General features: G+C 42.1%; 12 protein-coding genes. 6 read left to right on the top strand and 6 right to left on the bottom strand.

Going from position 1 to position 21,967, the window contains the following annotated elements:
• The first annotated feature begins 29 nt into the window (after positions 1 to 29).
• The gene (locus GO493_RS27320; RefSeq protein WP_157309420.1) at positions 30 to 1,373 is read left to right on the top strand and encodes a UDP-N-acetylglucosamine 2-epimerase; all 1,344 of its coding nucleotides are present in this window, start codon (positions 30 to 32) and stop codon (positions 1,371 to 1,373) included.
• 20 nt (positions 1,374 to 1,393) lie between these two features.
• On the opposite strand, the gene GO493_RS27315 is transcribed toward GO493_RS27320, so the two are convergent.
• Positions 1,394 to 2,242, bottom strand: coding sequence for a polysaccharide deacetylase family protein (locus tag GO493_RS27315; protein WP_157309419.1), 849 nt, complete (start codon positions 2,240 to 2,242; stop codon positions 1,394 to 1,396).
• A gap of 173 nt (positions 2,243 to 2,415) precedes the next feature.
• Here GO493_RS27315 and GO493_RS27310 point away from each other — a divergent pair, with 173 nt between their 5' ends.
• A complete protein-coding gene (locus tag GO493_RS27310; protein WP_157309418.1) occupies positions 2,416 to 4,794 on the top strand; it encodes a TonB-dependent receptor domain-containing protein in 2,379 nt (792 codons plus the stop codon).
• On the opposite strand, the gene GO493_RS27305 is transcribed toward GO493_RS27310, so the two are convergent.
• Positions 4,791 to 6,419, bottom strand: a complete 1,629-nt coding sequence (locus GO493_RS27305; RefSeq protein ID WP_157309417.1) for a biosynthetic peptidoglycan transglycosylase — start codon at positions 6,417 to 6,419, stop codon at positions 4,791 to 4,793. The genes GO493_RS27310 and GO493_RS27305 overlap by 4 nt on opposite strands.
• Positions 6,420 to 6,600: 181 nt before the next feature.
• Positions 6,601 to 7,173, bottom strand: a complete 573-nt coding sequence (locus GO493_RS27300) for an NUDIX hydrolase (protein WP_157309416.1) — start codon at positions 7,171 to 7,173, stop codon at positions 6,601 to 6,603.
• 189 nt (positions 7,174 to 7,362) lie between these two features.
• On the opposite strand from GO493_RS27300, the gene GO493_RS27295 reads away from it, so the two are divergent.
• The 3 genes from GO493_RS27295 (at position 7,363) to GO493_RS27285 (ending at position 12,120) form a co-directional block, all read left to right on the top strand.
• Positions 7,363 to 9,102, top strand: coding sequence for an SWIM zinc finger family protein (locus GO493_RS27295; protein WP_157309415.1), 1,740 nt, complete (start codon positions 7,363 to 7,365; stop codon positions 9,100 to 9,102).
• 279 nt (positions 9,103 to 9,381) lie between these two features.
• A complete protein-coding gene (locus GO493_RS27290) occupies positions 9,382 to 10,737 on the top strand; it encodes an amidohydrolase family protein (protein WP_157309414.1) in 1,356 nt (451 codons plus the stop codon).
• Positions 10,738 to 11,010: 273 nt separating this feature from the next.
• Entirely contained in the window at positions 11,011 to 12,120 is a 1,110-nt protein-coding gene (locus tag GO493_RS27285; protein ID WP_157309413.1) for a serine hydrolase domain-containing protein, read from the top strand.
• Positions 12,121 to 12,188: 68 nt separating this feature from the next.
• On the opposite strand, the gene GO493_RS27280 is transcribed toward GO493_RS27285, so the two are convergent.
• The gene (locus tag GO493_RS27280; protein ID WP_317165473.1) at positions 12,189 to 13,094 is read right to left on the bottom strand and encodes an AraC family transcriptional regulator; all 906 of its coding nucleotides are present in this window, start codon (positions 13,092 to 13,094) and stop codon (positions 12,189 to 12,191) included.
• Between the two features lie 146 nt (positions 13,095 to 13,240).
• Between GO493_RS27280 and GO493_RS27275 the strand changes: the two genes are divergently transcribed.
• Positions 13,241 to 16,030, top strand: coding sequence for a sugar-binding domain-containing protein (locus GO493_RS27275; protein WP_157309412.1), 2,790 nt, complete (start codon positions 13,241 to 13,243; stop codon positions 16,028 to 16,030).
• Positions 16,031 to 16,146: 116 nt separating this feature from the next.
• Here GO493_RS27275 and GO493_RS27270 read toward each other — a convergent pair whose 3' ends face one another.
• Both GO493_RS27270 and GO493_RS27265 read right to left on the bottom strand, forming a co-directional pair.
• Positions 16,147 to 17,673: a RagB/SusD family nutrient uptake outer membrane protein gene (locus GO493_RS27270; protein ID WP_157309411.1), complete on the bottom strand. Its 1,527-nt coding sequence runs from the start codon at positions 17,671 to 17,673 to the stop codon at positions 16,147 to 16,149.
• A 14-nt stretch (positions 17,674 to 17,687) separates the two neighbouring features.
• Positions 17,688 to 20,708 (bottom strand): SusC/RagA family TonB-linked outer membrane protein, encoded by a 3,021-nt coding sequence (locus GO493_RS27265; RefSeq protein WP_157309410.1) that lies wholly within the window; start codon positions 20,706 to 20,708, stop codon positions 17,688 to 17,690.
• Positions 20,709 to 21,967: the final 1,259 nt, after the last annotated feature.

The following is a 21,967-nucleotide window of genomic DNA, read 5'->3' as shown; positions in this document are numbered from 1 at the left end:
CCAAACGTAATTAACGAATTACCATTTGTATGTTAATGCCGATTACTGACGATCATCTGGTGGATGAGCAGATACAACTCGCCAACGCTACTTCCAGACCACTTTACTTAATAATTATCGCAACCAAACCCTGTTATATCAAACTGGCAAGCCTCATCCTTGCACTTAGCAGAAATGGATGTGCATTTCTGGCAATAGATGTAGGTCAGCATTACGAAAAGAAGCTGGTACACGCGCGTCATGAATTACAGTATGAACACCTGATTTCAATTTTCCTGAATGTAAGAGGCGATTTGCTGGGAAGAACGGCAGAGCTGGCAGACCGCGTCAACTGGTTATATCTCTATCTGAAGAAACGGCAGTTTAAAGGACAAGCCATCCCGGTAGTATCCGGCGATACTTCTACCGCAGGCATGTTCCCTGCTCTCTGGTATTTCAAGACCCGTCTGCGTAGCATTCATGTGGAAGCCGGGTTGAGGTCCCTTTCTCCTTTCGACAGGCAGCAGATGCCGGATAATTTCTCTGAGATCCTTGATCTGCAACGTACCCGGCAGAGCTGGACAATGATCCAGGATGAACCATTCCCGGAAGCGGCAGATACACGGCTGGCATCCGTTTGTTCACAGTTGTTTTTTACCCCCGTTTCTTTAAACACTAAGAACATGCTGCGGGAGGGTGCTGATATGAAAGACATTCACCAGGTAGGTTCACTAAGTGCCGATGCGCTTGAGCTGATCATGAAAGAGACGGTACAGACATCTGTTTTTGACGTGTATCCCTTTTTGCGTGAAGGACGCTGGTTAAGGGTAGATATTCACCGGAGGGAGAATATCAGTTACCAGGTGCTTTCAGGTTTATTTAAAGCTATACAGGAGCTGTGCGGCAAAGGCTTCCGTATTGTGATCGTGGTATCTAATGCAATGAATAAGGGCATCCGTACATTGGGACTTGAAGACTTATGGGCGGACCTGCAAAAACAGGAAGGCGTAAAGGTGACACCACTATGGACCCATTATCAGCATGTGATAGAATTTATGAGTTCTCCGCATTGCCAGGGCATATACACGGATAGCGGCGGATTGCAGGAGGAAACGCAGGTCCTGGATATACCATGTATTACCTGCAGGTACAGTACTGACCGGCCGGAAACAATACTGCATGTACAGAACAATATCCTCGTGCCTCCATATAGTGCCTCACTCATCAGTAGCTCGCTGGAATATATCCTGGAGCATGGCCAAAGTATTTTCAGCAACCATGATAAGCTGCTCTACAGCCGCAATGTAGGAGAGAAGATGGCAGACATATTACGCGATTACGTACCACTGCCAATGCTTGCTATGCAGGATATTTTTGATGATAGCGTTTTATAGGTTCAGGAACATTCTCCATCTTAAGTCGCAGTTGAGAAATAGCTTCCTGTATATTCATCCAGCGTTTTAAACGTTGCACCCGTCTCTTTAAAATAGTTGATCAGTGATTTTAACTCGTCTGTTTCTTTTTTGCCAGTGCCTTTTCTGAATGCTCTCTCATGCATAAGGAGTATCACTTTGCCACTCATAGATGTTTTCAACATCTTATCCCTGACCTGCTCCCAGGTTTCGGTGAGCCGGTCCTTCCATATATTTTCCGGCGCATACCTGTCTATATCGGAAGAGGCATCCCGGTGAAAGTCAAACGTCATTCTCCATTCAGTGTTCCAGCCAAATATGTTATAACCGGCATCATATAGCTCTTCAGCGCCCTTGCGGCTGTCTGCTTCAAAATACCTGATAAGTGGTTGTGTACTGCTCTCCGGTTGTTGTGGATCTGATACACACCATGTATTGCGTCCCGGCAGCCTGGCCAGTGGCATCTTCTGTGCATTGGCAAGAGGATACTTACTGGTAACAGTCTCTGCTCCCAGCGCATCGGAAAGGAGTTGATTGATAGTATCTTTTGATTTGTGGAAATCCAGCACTATAGAACGTCTGTTCCCGTCATCATCTATCTGTACACCATTGTTTGTATAATAGTCAGCATACTTGTCATTGGCATGGGAATAACTGTGGTTGCCAATGCTATGGTGGGTATAAATGTCTTTTAACAGTGTCTTTGATTGCGTACGGTCCTTTTTAGCAGCATAGCTCAGTTGTGTGCCTATCAGGAAAAAGGTAGCCCTTACATTTGCTTCTCTCAGCACAGCCAGTACTTCTTCAGTGCCTTCCTGTATGCCATCGTCAAAGGTCAGGTAAACTTGCATACAATAACTTTTCTTTTGGGGTAGTGTCTCAGCACTGATACACTACTTCTTTTGAACATTTTTGTTAAAATAAGGAAAATTTATCTAAATTAAGCACCGGAAGATTGAACAGTTTCTTCGCATTGAATATGATATAAAGCTCCAGACTGGTGCACAACCTATAAAACCCTCTGATGACATTAAAACACATCCTGTTTGTTCTGTTTCTAACTCTTTCCTATAATGGTTTGCACGCGCAGCATGCTATTACCGGCAAGGTGACCGATTCCTCTTTTCAGGCGCTTGCATTTGCTACTGTAGTACTTCAGTCAGACACCAATTTTATAGCCGGTGCCGCCACAGATGAAAGCGGGCGCTTTAACATCAGCACTCCTGATAATTTACATGGTCATTATACATTGACTGTTTCATTAATGGGCTATCAGCCATTCAAACGGAATTTCAGCTATCCGGATACAGCTTTTCTATCACACATCACATTGACCCGCGATAGGCGAACGCTGACAGGCGTAACAGTATCGGGCAAAAAACCGCTTGTCATCCGGAAAGCAGACAGGTATATTGTAGACGTAGAGAATAGCTTCCTGGCCAATGGTAATTCAGGACTTGATGTGTTGAAAAAATCGCCCGGCATATGGGTAAGTAATAATGGCAGCATCCGCATTAAGGGATCTCAGTCGGTCATGGTCATGATCAATGATGTAGTACAGCGCATGTCTGAAGAAGAGCTGGCTGAGTACCTGAAAACTATCCCGTCAGAAAATATCAGCAGGATAGAAGTAATTGCTAATCCACCGTCCGAATTTGAAGCAGCTGGTGCTGGCGGCATTATACATATCATTCTTAAAAAAGTAAGGAATGACGGATTTAACGGGGGAGTGTCAACGCACTACCGTCAACAGGGCAAAAAGCCTTACTACGGAGGAACAGCCACGGCAGATTACAGGATAAAGGACCTCTATTTGTCCGGAGGATACAGTTATGTAAAAGATAAAAGCACCTACTTGGCCACTAATAATATTGTATACCCCGATAAAGGAGTATACAGCAGCCGGACAGACAGGAACAACAATACCGGTAGGCATCAGTATCGCTTCGGTGTAGCGCTGGACATCGGTAAAGATCATACTCTCAACCTGCAGACACTCGCTACTACCAATAACCTGGATGAATCCTTTATCACCGGCATACGTTACCTGCCAGGTACAGATACTATCACCGGTGTAGCTAATTCCGGACGAATGCGGGACGCTGATCTGCGTAGTACCACTCTCAATTATGTATGGAAGACAGACAGCAGCGGCTCTCAGTTGAAGGTGATTGCAGATTACACCAATAGCAGTAAGACCGAGCTTAATAATTTCTACTCCCGGTACAATGATCCGCTACGGAACTCTACCTACAGGAATAATACCCCCAACAATACAGATATACTGAGTGTGCAGGCTGATTATACGGAAGTATTAAAAGATAAAACGGAAATAAAAGGAGGTACAAAGCTATCTGCTGTAAAACGGGATAATGAAATTGTCCGTGAAGATTATGTGGACGATAAGTGGGTATTGAATGAAGCGGGCAGTAATCATTTTATCTATAAAGAGTACCTGCTGATGTTTTACTCATCTGTAGAGAAAACCTTCGGCCCTCTTGTGTTAAAGGCCGGTTTACGGGCAGAACAGACTTATACAAAAGGTAATTCAGTCACGTCCCATCAGAAGTTTGACAGGAACTATTTCGGATTGTTCCCTTCCTTCTTTATGATGTATACATTGAATGAAACACAGGGTAATTCAGTACGTCTGAACTATACCCGCCGGCTGCAGCGCCCGTCTTTTAGTGCATTGAACCCTTATCGTTTGCAGTTTGATGATTATACAGTGATGGTTGGTAATCCGAACCTGCTGCCACAGTATAGTCATAACATCTCGGCAGGTTATACTTTCAGGAATGACTATTCTGCAGAATTATATTTTTCCAGGACGGATGATGTTATTGCTGAACTGGCCTCTTCCACCGGTAACAATGTGATTGAATACCAGTCAAGGAATTTTACCCATAGTACTGAGTATGGCCTGAGCCTGGAAGCTCCTTTTAAGGTAATGAAAGGATGGACTGTCAATAACAGTTTTTCATTATACAACTTATCTTACCGTATTGATGCCTTCAGTATTAACCGGACCTCTTTTTCTGTAAAGTCAATACATACAATTGTATGGAATAAGGTCATAGATATTGACGCCGTAGCTGATTATCGCTCACCATATGTCAGTGCTAATTCCAGGATCCCATATATGTTTACGTTTGACCTGGAATTTACCAGGAGGATACTTAAAAACCAGGGGCGGGTACGGCTGTATCTGGCAGACATTTTCAATACTTTACGGGAGAAGGAGGTTACCGATTATAACAACACGCATATAGACTTTTATCAGAAGCGGCCTACCCGCCTTATAGGAGTGGTATTTTCTTATACATTCCGTTCTGGGAAAAAATTCAGTAATAAAAAGATTGACCAGGGTAATACGGATGAAAAGGGAAGAATAGGCAATTAAGTGCCTGCAGTCTGTAAGAGTGAAAGGGTTTTACCCTGTATGATGATGTTCATGTCCAGTCCATCCTGTTGTTCCTGTGTAGCAATGCCCTGGAGAAAAAGCATTCTGCCAAATCTTTTTATGTGCGTCCGTAAATTCCGTTTTAGTTGTTCAGACTCCTGCATAAAGGCATCCAGGAAAAATTTAGGCCGGGGAATTATATATGACAGCACCAGGCATTCGGTAAAGGTCAGATCATTCACAGGTTTTGAAAAATAGAACCAGGAAGCATTTGCCAGTCCATATATATCAGGTCCCATTTCTATAATATTCAGATAGTGTTCCAGTATTTTCATCTTAGGAATATGAAAGAAGTGTTCCAGCAGAAGTGTGATGAAGACTTCTTCAATTTTCCGGTAGACTGTTTTTTCATGGTTCAGGAAAAGATTACGTACCAGCTGCATGGTGATGGTGCTTGCTCCCCGTTGAAATCCGCGGTTAATAATATTCTGTATAATACTGTAACCAATGGCTACAGGGTCTAATCCTCGGTGCTTAAAGAACGTTGTATCTTCTGTACATAATATAGTGGCCAGCAGCAGCGGTTGCGTCTGCCGTATATCCAGGTAGTGATTGCCGGTATTAGCCGGTTTTTCATAAAGGTTATGCCAGTCTGCAGGACATTCGGTCAGTTGCAGCTGGTTGTTGTGTAAGTCCAGCTCGAAAGTATGTTCCCACATATTATTTGTATTGCAGCTGAAGTGCACGTTTGCATATGCTACTGCGCCTGTGAAGGCCAGATCGTATATCTTCCGGTAGCAGAAGTCCGGGAAGGCCCTTAGAAAATCAGCTATTGAAACCTCTTCCAGCCGGATTCCCGCTTTATAATGGTTGTTACTGAAATCGTGTATAGCAGAAAGAGAAAACCGCAGCTGGTTATACCTGGCCACAGATGTCTCCGCCAGTATAAAAACATCTCCGGAAAGATGGCAGTCTGCCTGAACTGATAAGTGGTCCACTGTAATCTCTTTCGAAGACAGAACAGGGCTGGTTATTGTACCTTGCTCAACCACTAAACTTAATGACAGTGAGCTGTCTGTTATATTGGTAATATTCAGCAGCGTACTTGAACCAGAAATAAGCATGCCTGGTAATCTTGTTTCATTAGCAGTGAAATGCAGGTTACCGTCTCTTTTTTCTATAATTAGCTTTTTAATAGAAGAGGTATAACGGCCGGCGTTCATTGCTACGGCAGTTATATCTGTATGCAGGGGAATGTATTTTTTCAGTCTTTCCAGCAGTCTGAATGCTCCTTTATAATGTCTGGCCTGCAGGGGAAAGGCCGGTTGCTTTACAGGAGCATTACTCTCCGATACCTTATGACTGGCGGAAAGGAAATCTATCTGGATTGTTTCTGCGGATAGTAAACTGAGCAGGAATTTTCTTCTGAATAAGGCCCTGAGCTTTATTTTACCATGAATGCCAGTAGCGGTAAGCAACAGTCTATGCCCCTTCCGGATATAGAGTTCTTTTATGGTAAAACTGCCATTCAGGTGAAATCTGGTCTTTTCTATATTCAGGGAAATGTTGAAGGCTTTGCCTATTTTTTCACATACCTTCTTCTGGAATATTTTTACCGGGTGCAATGGAAAAGGGTTATGTGTTGTAATATACAAAAAAATCAGCTGGCCGTAGATTAAATCCCTTTTATTCAAAATAAATGAGCCGCGCGTAGCGTAGAAAAAATCCCCCTCAAAAGAAATTTAAACTGTGAACTAACCATTTAAAATTAATCAGCCCCAATAAAGTCATCTCTATAGACAAGCGTTATTGTATTTCATTCAACTTATAAAAATCTTCTAATACTCTGAATTTAATCTTCTCACGATCAACCGGGTTAGTATAACCATATTCCTCAAATGCAGCTGCCCAGACATATGCTGGCTGAGTCATTACCTTTTGAAGGATCTGAGCAGATGCGGGATAAGGAATGGCTTTGACTGCATCGGGTAGGGAAAACCATTTATAGGACGAATCACTGAAACTTTGCCCATTGGAATAAGCTTCCATTTGCATGATGAAATATGGTCTTACAAACGTTCTGTTATTATTCGGGAAAATGTAGGTAAACATTCCCCCTAAACGGAAGGATTTATAAGTTACCCCTATTTCCTTAGCAGCACGGCTCATATATTCCCTGAGTGATATTGGTCCTTCCAGGAATCCAATACTTGGCAGTTCATAAGCTTTCCTGTTACTGTCGAACGCCAGTAATATCTCTTGTTTATTATTGGTAATAATAACCTTAGGGAAGATCCGGCTGATACTGTCAGCCTTTGTCTGGGCGGTAGCAGCATTAAACAGCAAAAGAAACAGAAGGCAGGAGGTAATGTATTTCATATTTAAGAATAATGGATAACGGTAATTGGGTTCTGTATAACGATGTCGAAGATAAACATATTAAAGAATATCTGAACGTTTTAAGTCCATGAAAGCCTGTTTATTCAGTATTTACATTAAAATGTTGAAAATAGTAAAGTATGTGGTACATTGATTAGATCTTTATGTAACTGTATATTGATATTTGTTATGTACACATTAAAGCAATTTGAATTACAGATCAGTGATAAGATCATACATCGGGGAAGGGAATATTATGAAAATGCCGCTGTTGTGGGGTTCTGTGAAACAGGAAAAGGTTTTTGGCATGCCGAAGTGATGGGGACTGAAACATATGAAGTGGAGGTCGAGCTTTTCAGGAAGGACAAAATAAAGTCATATTCATGCGATTGTCCTTATGATGGTGCTATTTGCAAACATGTTGTAGCTGTTTTATTTCTTCTGAGAGAGGAAATTATAAATACTGCTGTCCCCAAAAAAGTGACTGCGGAAACAGATTTTAGCAAGTTATTGCAAAAAATAAGCTTAGAGGAATACCAGGAATTTATTCTGGCTTATGCAGCAAGAGACGAAAACTTCAAATCTCTTTTTGAACGCCACTTTGCCAATAAAGATAATAACATTGATGTAGGAAGAAGGTATACAGAACTTCTTAAAAGTTTGATCCGGGATAATTCGAATAGGGGTTTTATTGATTATAGATCTGTCGTTAGACTGGCAAAGGAGATAAATGGATTGCTTGATGAGGGGAGACAATATATACTAAAAGGCAATTTTAGCAATGCGTTTATCGTATTAAGGGCAGTGTTGACGGAAATCATTGAACTTATTACTTACTGCGATGATTCCGGTGGGTACATTGGAGATATTATCAACAGTACGATAGAGATGATAATGGTTGTATCAGGGACAGAAGACGTATCAACAGAGTTGCAGAAAGAAATTTTTGATTTTGTACAATCGGCGATAAAGCGTCCCATATATTTTGATTATGGTGACTTTGGATATAGGATGGCAGATGTGTATCAGGTTCTTGCCGTAAGACTAAAGAAAGAAGATGCTTATTTGAATTTTATTGATGGTCAGATTAAAGCCGCATCAGCAGATAAGCATTCTTACCAAAAGGATTATTTCGTTGTACGGAAAATAGCGTTCTTAAAGGCTATAGGGAACATTGGCGAGGCTCAAAAGCTTCTTCAGAAAAATTTGGATATTGTAAACGTCCGGCGTGGGGAGGTGAGTAGCCTGATAGAAGAGGGAGATTGGTCCTCAGCGAAGAAATTGATAGCTGAGGGAATTGAAATTGCAAGTAAGAAAGACCACCCGGGAACCGTTGCGGATTGGCAAAAAGAATTACTGCGTATTGCAGTATTGGAAAAAGACACAAGCGTTGTCAGGCACTACACAAAGTATTTTGCTTTCAACCGGGGTTTTAATACAGGTTACTATAATCAATGGAAAGACACTTTCACCATTAACGAATGGAAAGGGGAAATAGAAAAATATATAGAAGAAAGAATAACGGATGTAGAACTGAAATATCAGAAAAATAAGGGTAAGGCATGGTATTCCACCAATACAGTGCTGCTTGATTTACTTGCCCCGGTTTATATTGAAGAAAAATATTGGGACAGGCTGCTAGCGCTTATGAGCAATGAAACAGATTTAGACAGGTTATTGCAATATCATGATTATATGGTAAAGGTATATCCGGTACAACTACTGGCAATATATCTTCCTGCATTCGGACGCAAAGGAGATGTGGTAGGAAACCGTAGAGAATATTCAGATTTGGCTATCAAAATGGATAAGGTAATAAAAGATATTCCCAAGGGGAAAAATGAAATCATCGCTGTGGCAGAGGAACTAATCCGTAAATACCCCCGCCGGCCCGCTATGATTGAAGAACTGAAGAAAGTAATTAAATAAATGAAAGGCCGAACTGGTATGAGACTCGCACCAACCCAAAAATCAAGAAGCATGAGCGGGAAATAACTTCCCTTTTAGGCCATCCTTAATTAATAATCTTCGACTTAAAGGCTTTTTAAATGATATAAAGGCATATTCATCACTTATCAGACCATTCATTCCAATTGTTTCATATTTTTAAAAACGATGGAACTTCTTTTTGAGCACCTCGGAAATTTTAAATAAATATAGATATACGTTAATCCAGACGTATTTGCAATTTAGATAAACCACGCAATTATGAAATTATTTACGTTTATCCTGGCTTTTCTTGTCGGATATACTTGCTTTGGACAGGAAAGGAAGTTTGACCTGATCATCAAAAACGCAAAAGCATTTAACGCCAGAACAGGAACGCTTTCATCAAATCAAACGATCCTCATCAAAGATGGTATCATTGTTAAAGTAACCAGCAATAAAAAAAACTATGCTGCAGCGAAAACGATCGACGCCATGGAAAGACTGGTAACCCCGGGATTTGTCGACACGCATATCCATCCGACCGATATTTATCGCAGCTATGGTCCGTTGTTTGAGTACTTACCGAAAGACTCTCTGGAACTTTATAGAAAGCGCCTTTCTGACACCTATTTGCCTTACGGTGTTACAAGTGCCATGATAATGGGACATTCTGAAAAATGGTTATCCCCAATACTTGACTGGCATAATGATCCACAGCCCAATTATCTTGACATCTATACAGTAGGTGGAGCGTTGGTATCAAATCAGGGCCGTAAACCCTATATCAACCACGTTATTGTGAATTCTCCCTCAGATGCAAAACAAAAAGTGATCGAACATTACAATCTGGGCCTCAGGCATGTCAAGCTTTATTGGAAACTACGGCGGCCGGAATTTGAAGCGGCGTTTAAAACTGCCGACAGCTTAGGAATGTACGTTTACGGGCATGTTGACCAGGGAATCATGTTTATCGATTCAGCGTTAAACATTGGTTTACGTAACTATGAGCATATATTGACTTTGATTAACAGTGTTCTGTACACCAAAAATGATGTTGAGAATTTTAATTCGGAAATGCAGCAACATTACGGTCCCGGCCATGCCAACGGTCAGGTAGAGCGATTGGAAATGTTCCGTTTTATTCACGACAAAAAGCCGGCAGTTTTAGATACTTTGATTGATAAGCTTTCAGGAAGCCATGCAACATTTTCTACATCCATTCACCTGATGGGCGAGCCATTTGGGTTAACCTATTTTTCCAACAACCTGGATACCTCTTTATCTGCAGCGCAATTAACCCGGTGCAAAGAGAACTTTAACATATTTATGGGCTACGTAAAACAATCATTTGACAAGGGAATAAAACTCCGGATCGGCACAGACTGGCCCAATGGGGGTAAGGCAATTGCTTCTGAGCAACTGCTTTTATCGGAATATGGATTTACGGTCCCGGCAATTCTGCAGATCTCTACAATAAACGGAGCAGTCGCTTTGGGCTTAGACGATAAATATGGTTCCATTGAAAAAGGGAAGAAAGCAGATCTGCTGATCTGGGACAAAAGCCCATTCGACGATTATAAGAACTTTCTTGCAAGCAAAACGATCATTAAAGACGGAGTTGTTTTTCAAAAATAAAACGACACACACTAGACCGCTTCCAGCTAAGCCTGGCAATACAGTCGAAATCATCCAACTCATGACCAGCAGTTTTTTTCATAGTTACTGTCGTTTAATAAGTTGTTTAAAACAAAAACAGACCAAACTCCATTGGCATTCAGACAGTCATTTAATAAGCACTAATGTCAGGCAAATAAACCCGGCACATATCCTCCGTTGGCCTATTGGATTGACCGGACATGCATTACCAAATAAGTTTAATTATATTAGATTATTGCAAATTCCCTAAAAATGGACCGATCATCTTTTATCTATTTTCTTTTATGCCTTATGGTCACTGCATCCCTTTGCCAGGGGCAGCAGCCAGTACTGAGTGATAACCCTCTTCGCACAAAGCTGGACTCAATGGTCGATCAAAGTGTACAACGCTATTTCCAGGATAAAAAAGCTGTGGGCGTATCAATCGGGATTGTACTGAAAGGCATCGTTCACTTCTATAATTTTGGAGAAACCAAGGCCGGCAACAAACAGCTTCCCAATAACCATACTATTTATGAGATTGGGTCGACAACCAAATCATTTACGGGTATCTTACTGGCTCAGGCGATACTGGATAAAAAAGTCCGGCTGGATGACGATATCAGGAACTACCTGAAAGGATCTTACCCCAATCTGAGCTATCATGATACCCCGATCAGAATACGTGACCTGGCTAACCATACTTCACGAATAACGCGCATTTTTCCGAATATGTGGCAAAGGCCGGCTTATGACTCGCTTAATCCATTGCATGACTATAACCGCCAATTGCTATATGAAGGCCTGCACCAGATGAAAATGGATACACTACCTGGCAAGATCTATTCCTATTCTAACATGGCCGTGGCTTTGCTGGGCACAATTCTGGAAGACGCATATGGACAGGATTATTTTATACTGGCGTCGAAAATCATCCTCACTCCTTTACAAATGAAGGATACCCGCATCGATATACGGTTATTGCCGCCCGCCCGCATTGCCTGGCCGCATAATGAACAGCGTCAGGTAGTGCCTCTTTGGGATATACCCTGGCTGCCTGCTATGGGTGCATTGCGGTCCTCCACGGCCGACATGGTTAACTATATCACCGCCAACAACAAAGAGATAAGCCCGGCTATCGCACTATCGCATCAGGTTACATTTGGTACCGGGAAGGAAGGCATGGGATTGAACTGGTTTATCCACAGCTCGCCGGACGGCCATAGAATACTAGGGCACGGCGGCGGTACTGGCGGTTCGCGCAGCTCGCTGGAATGTTTTCCCCAGCTTAACTCCGGTTTTGTGATACTCGCCAATAGCATTGCAAACCGTAACAATCTGGAAAAGGAACTGGCAGCTATAATTGTTGCACAGGCAAAATGATAAACTCATTTTGCATCAAAACCTTTAACGGGATTTACCATTATAGTATAAAAAATTTTTTATAGCTTTCATATTCCTCCAAGCTCCGAACTCCTTTTATTTCTATACTCCTGAGGAGAAACTCCCATTGTTTTTTTAAATATCCGCGAAAAGTAATGCTGGTCAAACATGCCTACTTCCAGCGCAATTTCTTTGATCCGCTGTTTGGTAAACAGCAGGTACTGACAGGCCTGCTGCATTTTCAGGTGATTATAATACTCAATAGGAGAGAACCCCGTTTTTTTCCGGAATAACAGCGAAAAATGAGAAGGCGAAAACTGGACATGCTGTGCTATCTTTTCCAGTGTCAGATTCTGATCTACATTCTTCTGCATGTAATCGATAGCACTATCTATGGTATCAGTTTCAGGATTATTCATCCGGGATCTGGTTTTCTCCTGGTAAATAAAAGTGGACAGATAATGCCAGAGATACATATTGCTATACATCAGGTGCTCCATACTATAACCCCGCTCCAGCGGAGTATATATCTCATTGAATAACCGGATTGTTTTTTCGCCGTCCGGTATAAACCCTCCATAACTATTTAAATATTGATGTATTTGTTTTACCCAGTCGTCAGCAGATTCACCCTTGAAATGAATCCAGAAGATTGTCCAGGGATTATCCGCATTAGCGGCATAGGTATGCCTTGTTAAAGCAGGTATAAGATAGAAATCACCTGGTGATATCTTATATTCCTGTTTATCTATGAGCATACTACCTTCCCCCTCATGACAATAAATAAGTATATGTTGATCTGTGCCATGCAGACGTTCCCTGTAATGGTAACGGGCTTTCGGGTAATAACCAATATCAGTGATGTATAGTTTTCCGATCAGTGGATGTGTACTGCATTTATTGTTTAGCACAGATCTTGGAATGATGACGGCCTTCTGTCCCTGGAATCCGTCCTTTTTTCGCTGCCTCTTCACATGTTAATTTTTTTGATAAAAAGTAAGAATGTCCACAAGAATAGTCATATAGTCGATCCTTATTAAAGTTAAAAAAAGTTCTTTTGTAAAGAAGTATTGATTCTTTGAGCCAGGAACAACTGGAAATCTAATAAAACACGCCTGAAATGAATAAACACGTTAAACTGGTATTACTGGCGGCAATGATGGCTATTCCCATTGCTATGCCGGCACAAAACAGGATCTCGCTGGCCGGGAAATGGAAATTCCGGATAGATAGAGACGATCGGGGTATTCAACAGCAATGGTATACTCAGCAATTAAAGGATTCCCTCAAATTACCTGGTGCTATGCAGGCACAGGGGTATGGCGATGAACCTTCCGTCAGCACAAAATGGATCGGTGACAGATATGAAGCCTTTCTGAAAGAGGAAAAATATGCACCTTACCGGAAAAATGACAACTTCAAATTTCCCTTCTGGCTAACTCCCGAAAAGTATTACATGGGTGCTGCATGGTATCAGAAGGTCATTAATATCCCGCCACAATGGGCTGGTAAACATATCAGTCTTACGCTGGAACGTTGTCACTGGGGTACCACCGTTTATACAGACAGTCAACTCATCGGGGCAGATAGCAGCCTGGCCACCCCGCATGTATATGACCTGAGCCATCTCAGCCCGGGTAAACATACACTCACTATCCGGGTAGACAACCGTTATCTCTCAGAAGTAGGTATCAATGCTCACAGCGCCAGCGATCAGACACAGGGGACCTGGAATGGTATTGCGGGTGACATTGTACTGGAAGCAGGGAGCCCTGTTTTTGTAAAACGGGTACAGGTTTATCCCGATATCCACAACAGGAACATCCAGCTTGAAATAATGCTTGGTCATACCGGTAATGCAGTTGCAGCAGGCAGCCTTTCTATATCTGTAGATCAGTTACCAGCCTTAAAGCAATCTTTCAGCAGCAATGACAGCACCTTATTGTTAACCTATCCAATGGGCGATCGTCCTGTATTATGGGATGAATTTAACCATAAGCTGTATCAACTCACTGTACAGCTACAAACGGCGGATAGAAAAAGTACCGATACCAAAAAGATTAGTTTTGGAATGCGCAGTGTGGGGACTACCAACTCGAAAATTACAGTTAACGATCATCCTGTATTCCTGCGGGGAACACTGGAATGCGCCATCTTCCCGTTAACAGGCTATCCGCCCACAGATACAGTGGCATGGGCACGGATTTTCCGGATCATAAAAGCACATGGTCTCAATCATATGCGGTTTCATTCATGGTGTCCGCCGGAAGCCGCATTTACAGCTGCGGATCATGCCGGTGTATATCTTTCTGTTGAGGTGGATTGCTGGGCAAGCGTAGGAGAGGGACTATCTGTAGATAATTTCCTGTATGAAGAAAGTAACCGGATCATTGCTGCCTATGGTAATCATCCTTCCTTTCTGATGATGGTACCGACTAATGAACCTGCAGGAGGTAAAAACCGTGACCCGTATCTGGCGGCATTCGTAAAATATTGGAAAGAAAAAGATAAACGACGCCTTTATAGTGCCGGTTCAGGATGGCCGGCCATTGCAGAAAATGATTATCATGTTCTGCCTGAACCGCGTATTCAGGCCTGGGGCGAAGGAGTTAACAGCGTCATTAATGCCAAAGCTCCCAATTCACAATTTAACTTCAAAGAAAAGCTCAGGGACAACAAACCGGTTGTAGCACATGAAATAGGACAGTGGTGTGTATATCCCGATTTCACAGAACGAAAGAAATATACCGGTCTGTTACAGGCACGAAATTTCGATATCTTCTATGACTTCATGAAGAGAGAACACCTGCAGTCGCAGGCGCATGATTTTCTCATGGCTTCCGGAAAATTACAGGCGTTGTGTTATAAAGCAGATATAGAAGCTGGTATGCGTACTGATTATGCAGGTTACCAGTTACTGGACCTGCATGATTTTCCCGGTCAGGGTACTGCCCTGGTGGGAATTCTGGATCCTTTCTGGAACAGCAAGCCTTATTTCACACCTGCAGCCTTCCACCGTTTTTCTTCTGCTACAGTGCCACTGGCAGTGATCAGTAAGTTTACATGGAAGAACTCAGAAGTATTTACAGCTGGCGTGCAGATCGCCCATTTCGGAAAAGAGCAGTTGAAGAAAGTACCGGTAAAATGGAAGATTACCGGTAATAACAAACGGGTAATAGCGAATGGTACTTTAACTGCGGACCTTGACTGGAAGAATGATAACCAGGCAGGTAATATCTCCTGTAAACTTTCCGGTATCAGTAAAGCAGAAAAGCTCAACCTGGAAATTATATTGGATGGATTAGGTGCAAATGACTGGGATTTCTGGGTATATCCTGATACGGCAAATGTGCAGCCCGGTAATGATCTTATTGTTACAGATGAACTTACACCTGCAATATCTGCAAAACTGGAAGCCGGTGCTACCGTATTATTGCAATTAAACAATAAGATCACTGAAAAGAAAGGGGCTTCTGTTAAAACAGGGATGTCTTCGATCTTCTGGAATACGGCATGGACCGAAGGACAGGCTCCTCATACATTAGGTATTCTGTGTGATCCGTCAGCGCCTCTTTTTAATGATTTTCCAACGGAATATCATTCTAATTGGCAGTGGTGGGATATCATTCATACAGCTCAGCCAATGCATCTCGACAATTTTCCTGCTGAATTAAAACCATCCGTGCAATTAATAGATACCTGGTTTGAAGCGAGGAAGCTGGGTATATTGTTTGAAGCAAGGATAGGAAAGGGAAAGATAGTGGTGACTTCTATTGATCTGCAACATGATCTGGATACAAGGTTAGCTGCGAGACAGCTTTATCATAGTTTGCTGTCATATATGCAAACAAAGGCATTTAATCCTGAAGTCGCCGTCAGACCGGAACAAATACAGGAACTATACAAATAAAAGGAGCCTGTCAGTTTACATCAGGTATCGGATAAAAGAAGCCCGTATCAACGCTGATACGGGCTCTTTTTATTTTGCTGATTAAAGGACATAGTCGTCTGTAAAGATCCGGTCAATTACTTCCAGTATGAATTCTGTTCTGCTTTGGAATTAGAATTTATCTCATCCTGTGGTATCGGGAAGTAATCATGCTTTTTAACCACGTAAAACTGCTTACCTACTTTATCGCTGTTGGTCAGCTCCTGTTGTAATAAGTCCCATCTCTTCAGGTCATAAAAGCGCTGACCTTCGCGTGCAAATTCGAGCATGCGCTGGTGCCTGATCTCTGCCATCATCTGGGTTTCGTTTAACCCGGTGGTCAATGCAGGTAACTGAGCCCTGTTACGCACCATAGTGATATATGGATAGGCATCAGCTGGCCTGCTTTGCATCGTTACGGCCTCAGAGAGTAGCAATAATACGTCCGCATACCGGAGCGCTTTTTCATTAATACTGGAAGTATAACTGCCGCCATTGCTACCGGTAAGCTCATTATCCTGTGTATAGTTCTGGTATTTCTTAAACATGGATTTATAACCGAACTGTAAGCTGAAAGCGGTGAATGGTTTATTATAGAATGTAGCCCCTGGATAATCCCACATCAACGTTGCATACATTCTCGGGTCAAACTCGCCGGTAGTTGTTTTTTCCTTTTGAAATTCATTGAACAACTTGTCTGTCGGGCTCACTTCAAACCAACCGGAAACCTCTGAAGGGGCAAACTCCTGTGCGGTAGTAACACCGATCGATTCATTGGCATTTTCACCTGCCCAGGGATTAGTACCGCCTACATCAGCAAGTTGGATTTCAAAAAGCGACTCTATATTGTTATCATTTGCAACAGTAAAATTATCGCCGTAATTAGGCATTAACTGATAAGTGAAAGGGGCAACAGTTAACTGTTTTAAGGTAGCCTCTGCATTAGGCCAGTCTTTCAGATAAACGTAGGACTTACCAAGAAAACCCAATGCAGAACCTTTGGTGGCCCTGCCCAGGTCTGCGGCAGAATAAGAGAGCGGCAGGTCTGCGGCTGCTTCAGTGAAATCTTTTATTACCTGTGCCCAGATCTCGGATTCTGTAGAAACAGGAATAAAATAATCAGCAGTTGAAGCCGGGATGGTGATCCTTAAAGGAACAGCACCAAAATTTATAGCCAGGATATAGTAGTTCAGCCCTCTCAGGAATTTCGCTTCCGCAATGTATTGCTTCTTTTTCGTATCGTCTAAACCGCTGACCTTATCAATGTTCGACAGGATCTGGTTTGCCCGGAAAATGGCGCGATAAGAGATATTGAACACATTGTTGGCAGCGGCATTATCCGGCGTGTTGGTAAAGGTGGAAAGCTGGTATAAATAACTCACATCATTCCTGATAAAGAAATCATCTCCCCTTCCGTTAGAAAGTTCAACCCCTCTCACTCCCCAGTAACCGCCATCTACATTCTTAAATAGACTATAGGTTGCTGCAAAGGCGCTTTGTACATCAGCTTCATTTCTCCAGAATGTTTCGCTGGTGATCTTGTTAGGGTTGGTGAGATCCAGTTCTTTATCTGAACAGCCTGCCATGACAACCGTTGTTGCTATTGCAAAAAATATCTTATTCATGATGAATGATTTAATTATAATGATAACTGAATACCAAGGGATACTACACGGGCAAGAGGATAGGCAACATGACCAAAGTCAACACCTCTGTCCAGGATACTGCCTGATCTGCCAATGTCTGGATTGTAGCCACTGTAATTCGTTATGGTAAATAAATTATCCGCGCTGATATAAGCACGCATGGAGGTGATCTTAAATTTATTGTTCAGAAATTCCGGGATAGTATAACCTATCTGTAATGTTTTAAGGCGGAAATAAGAACCGCTTTCCAGGAAACGGGAAGAGGTCTGTGTATTAAAGTTTGGATCATTGATAACGGCTCTCGGAATGTTGGAATGATTGGTAGGTGTCCATGCATTCAAAGTAGCGCGGGAGTAATTAAACTCCAGGTTCATACCTTCAAGGTCCTGTCTTAGACCGTTGTATATTTTATTGCCGTAAGTACCCTGCATAAATAAGTTCAGGTCAAAATTAAAAGCGGATAGATTAGCGCCGATTCCATACTCAAACTTAGGAAAGGGGCTGCCGCAATTCACCCTGTCAGCATTACTGATACTACCGTCGCCGTTCGCGTCGAGGAACTTAATATCTCCTGCAGATGCATTTGGCTGGATAAGCTGCCCGTTTTTACCCCTGTAGGCATTTACCTCTTCCTGCGATTGGAAGATGCCCTCTGCTTTGATCAGGTAAAAAGCGCTCACCTGGCCACCAGCTTCAGTAAGAGTGGTAGACGCACCATGGTGGGTAGGCTGTCCGCCAAATATCTGCTGGGAACCTGTACCCAGTTCAATCACTTTATTCTTGATAGACGAGAATGTCCCATATACCGAGTAAGTCAGTACACCTGCCTTATTGCCATAATTGATACCCAGTTCAAACCCTTTGTTTTGCAGGATGCCTGCATTCACGGTAGGGTTTTCAGAAGAACCGGCTGAACCGGGAATAGGAACTTCTAATAATACATCGGTGGTTCTTTTTGTAAAGTAATCAGCGCTCATGTTCAGTTTACCGTTCAGGAAACCTGCGTCAATACCGGCGTTGATTGTTTTTGTATTTTCCCATTTGATATTGGGAGAGGCAAAAGCAGTCTGGATAGCACCAAACCATTTTTGCTGAGCTGCGCCTATTACATAATTGATATTGGAAGCGATAGCAGCACTATACTGGTAATCCCCGATCTCCTGGTTACCCAGTATCCCATAACTGCCTCTTATTTTCAAAGAAGATAATACCCTGGGATCTGCATGAAAGAACTTTTCATTGGAAAGATTCCACCCAACAGCAACAGACGGGAAGTTCCCATACCTGTTGGCTTTTCCAAAGCGGGAAGAACCATCTCTTCTGAAGCTGGCTGTAAGCAGGTACCTGTTATCATAAGAATAGATCACACGTCCCAGTTGTGATAAAAGCACACTTTCAGTACTGTTACCTCCTACCGTAGCAGCGCCGGAAGCAGCGTCAAGTTCTTTTATTCCATCAGGGAGATTTGTTTTACTGGCAAGCCAGTAATTGTATTTGAGTCGCTGGTAAGCATATCCCGCCAGCAGCTGGAGACTATGTTTCCCGAAATCTTTATTATAACTCAGCGTATTTTCCAGCATTACCAGGTTGGTGCGCTCTTTGGTTTGGCTGAGGTCATTGGTGGCATGTGCAAACAGGCCACCTACCACATAACGGCGCTGGTAGTCGTCAGTATTACCGAAAGAGTTGGTGTATCCGACATTGAACTTATACTTTAAATTGGGAAGAATGGAAACTTCCGCAAAAGCATTTGCGAGAATGGAAGTCAATTCATAACTGATATCTTCAAGGTGTAGCTGTGCTACTGGATTGGCCACATTCACAACTGGTCCTGATGCTCCGGAATAACCACCCACGGCAGTGGAGTCGTAGATATTAAACACCGGGATCATTTTTGCGGCAGAACCTACAGGATTACCTCCCTGACCGCCCCAGCCTCCTGGCATGCGGATCCATTTCTCCCTTGTCAGCAGCAATGTTTCACCGATCTTCAGACGGCCTTTGGTGGCTTCTGATTTAACACGTGCACCGTAACGTTTGTAACCTGTTACGTCCACAATACCATCCTGATCTGTGTATTGACCGGACATACTGTATTTTGCTGTCTCACCGCCACCGCTTACACCCAGGTAATACTGTTGTATAGGGGCCGTTCTGAAAATAGCGTCCTGCCAGTCGGTCCCTTTACCAAGCTGTGATGGATCAGCGGCGATAGCCAGTCTTGGCAAACCGGCTGCATCATGTGCGGCATTACTTACTGTCGCCCATTCAGATGCATTCAGCACATCATACTTTTTGAGGATCCTCTGGAGGCCTACATTGGTATTGAACTGGATAACGGCCTTGCCAGGTTTACCAGATTTAGTGGTTACCAGCACAACTCCATTCGCAGCTCTTGATCCATAGATAGCGGCAGCGGAGGCATCTTTTAATACATCCATCGACTCAATATCTCCGGGCGCAATATTATTGATGTTGGCTACCTGTACACCATCTACAATATAGAGGGGATCAGCATTATTGAATGTGCCTACACCTCTTATCAGGATGCGGGTGCCCGAACCAGGATCACCGCCGGCCGATTCTACTGTTACACCAGGTAATTTACCCTGCAATGCACGGCCCACATTACTGACGCCTTCTGTTTTAATATCTGCACCTTTTAAAGATGCAATGGCCCCGGTAAGGTCCTTTCGTTTTACCGTACCATATCCGATCACAACTACTTCATTTAAACCGGAAACACTGCGTTTAAGAGGTATGTCGTAGGAAGAGGCCTCTTCTACTTTAACTTCAATACTTCCATACTCCATGGAGGAAATAATAAGTGTACTGCCTTTAGCTGCATCGATCGTAAAGACGCCTTTATCATCAGTTACAGCTCCTTTTGAGGTGCCTTTGACGCGAACAGAAGCCCCAAACACAGGTTCCTTACTATCAGCATCTGTTATTTTGCCGGATATCTTTTTTTGTGCATTTGCCATCAGGAAGGAAAAAAGAAATAATAGCAGCATGATTGGTTTACACCAGGCTCGAGGTGAGAAGCTCACACCGTGGAAATTTGTCATACAGAAATTGGATTTAATGATTTTGGCGATAGTTTACATAACGTACGCTAAAGTTAGTTTTTATTGCATCGCCAGATAAGGACTATTCAATTTTTTATGTGGACAATCTTATTAATCAAGCCCGTCGGATAAGGAAAATGTCTCAGTGACATTATTTTAAACTACTTAATTGGGATTTTGCACTCACTATTTCTAAATCAGAACTGTGACCGTTCATTCTTTAATAACATATACACGACAGATATGAGGAGATCTATTATGATTGATTTCGTATTTCAATTGAAAGATGACCTCCCGAAAAATCGCTGCTGAAGATTATCGAAGCAATCACCATCCTCAGGATATATCAGAACGAAGTCTGGAACTAAAGAGTACTAGATTATTTAACAAAAATAAGGTCTGTAAACCTAAAAAAATCATAGATATTAGGTTTATAATCCCTGAATTATTTAAAATTTTAGGTTTTAATATAATATTATGAGATTTAAAATGAGGAGGCTGTATTTTCAATTATTCTTTAATTGAAGTAAACAGGCACTATCATTGAACTGAAATTAAACCTCATTAGCTCTTGTGGAGAATATGTTAAGCTGGTTGTCGTTTTGCAATATTGGAAACGCAAACAGTTTTTAAAAAAGTTGCCTGCATAACTGCGGGAAATGGGGTGGATGAATGGGATACAGATTTATTATGAGGATATTGATGAGCATGGGTTTCAGATTTTACATCAGATCACAATAAAAATAATATAGGTAATGAAATGAATGTTGAGAGCAGTAATCAGAAGATTATGTTTGGCAGACTTACTGACATTTTCTATAAACCATACATTGGCAAAGTGACAAAGAGAATATTAATAAAATAAACAAATGATTAAGAATTATTCGGTTTTAATTTGTATAGTCATTTCTGTGATTTTAATAGCAATAGCGACATTTTTATATCCGGGCGGCTCATTGCTAGACAAGAATTCGATTGGTTTTGCCTGGACTAAAAACTTTATAAGTAATTTATTTTTGTCAAAGGCGATAAATGGCTCAGAAAACCCTTCCAGAATTTGGGCTATAATTGGGATAGCAGAGACTGTAAAATGAACTGTGTCAAAGGTTAAAATAATTTCCTGACCTTTAACACAAGTTTCTTTTTATGAGCAAGAATGATCAATTTGATTACGACGGCCTCAAGAAAAAGGCCTTAGAACAGTT

It is taken from the genome of Chitinophaga tropicalis, assembly GCF_009758205.1.
Taxonomy (GTDB): Bacteria; Bacteroidota; Bacteroidia; order Chitinophagales; family Chitinophagaceae; genus Chitinophaga; species Chitinophaga tropicalis.
This window is presented reverse-complemented; position numbering and strand designations above follow the sequence as displayed.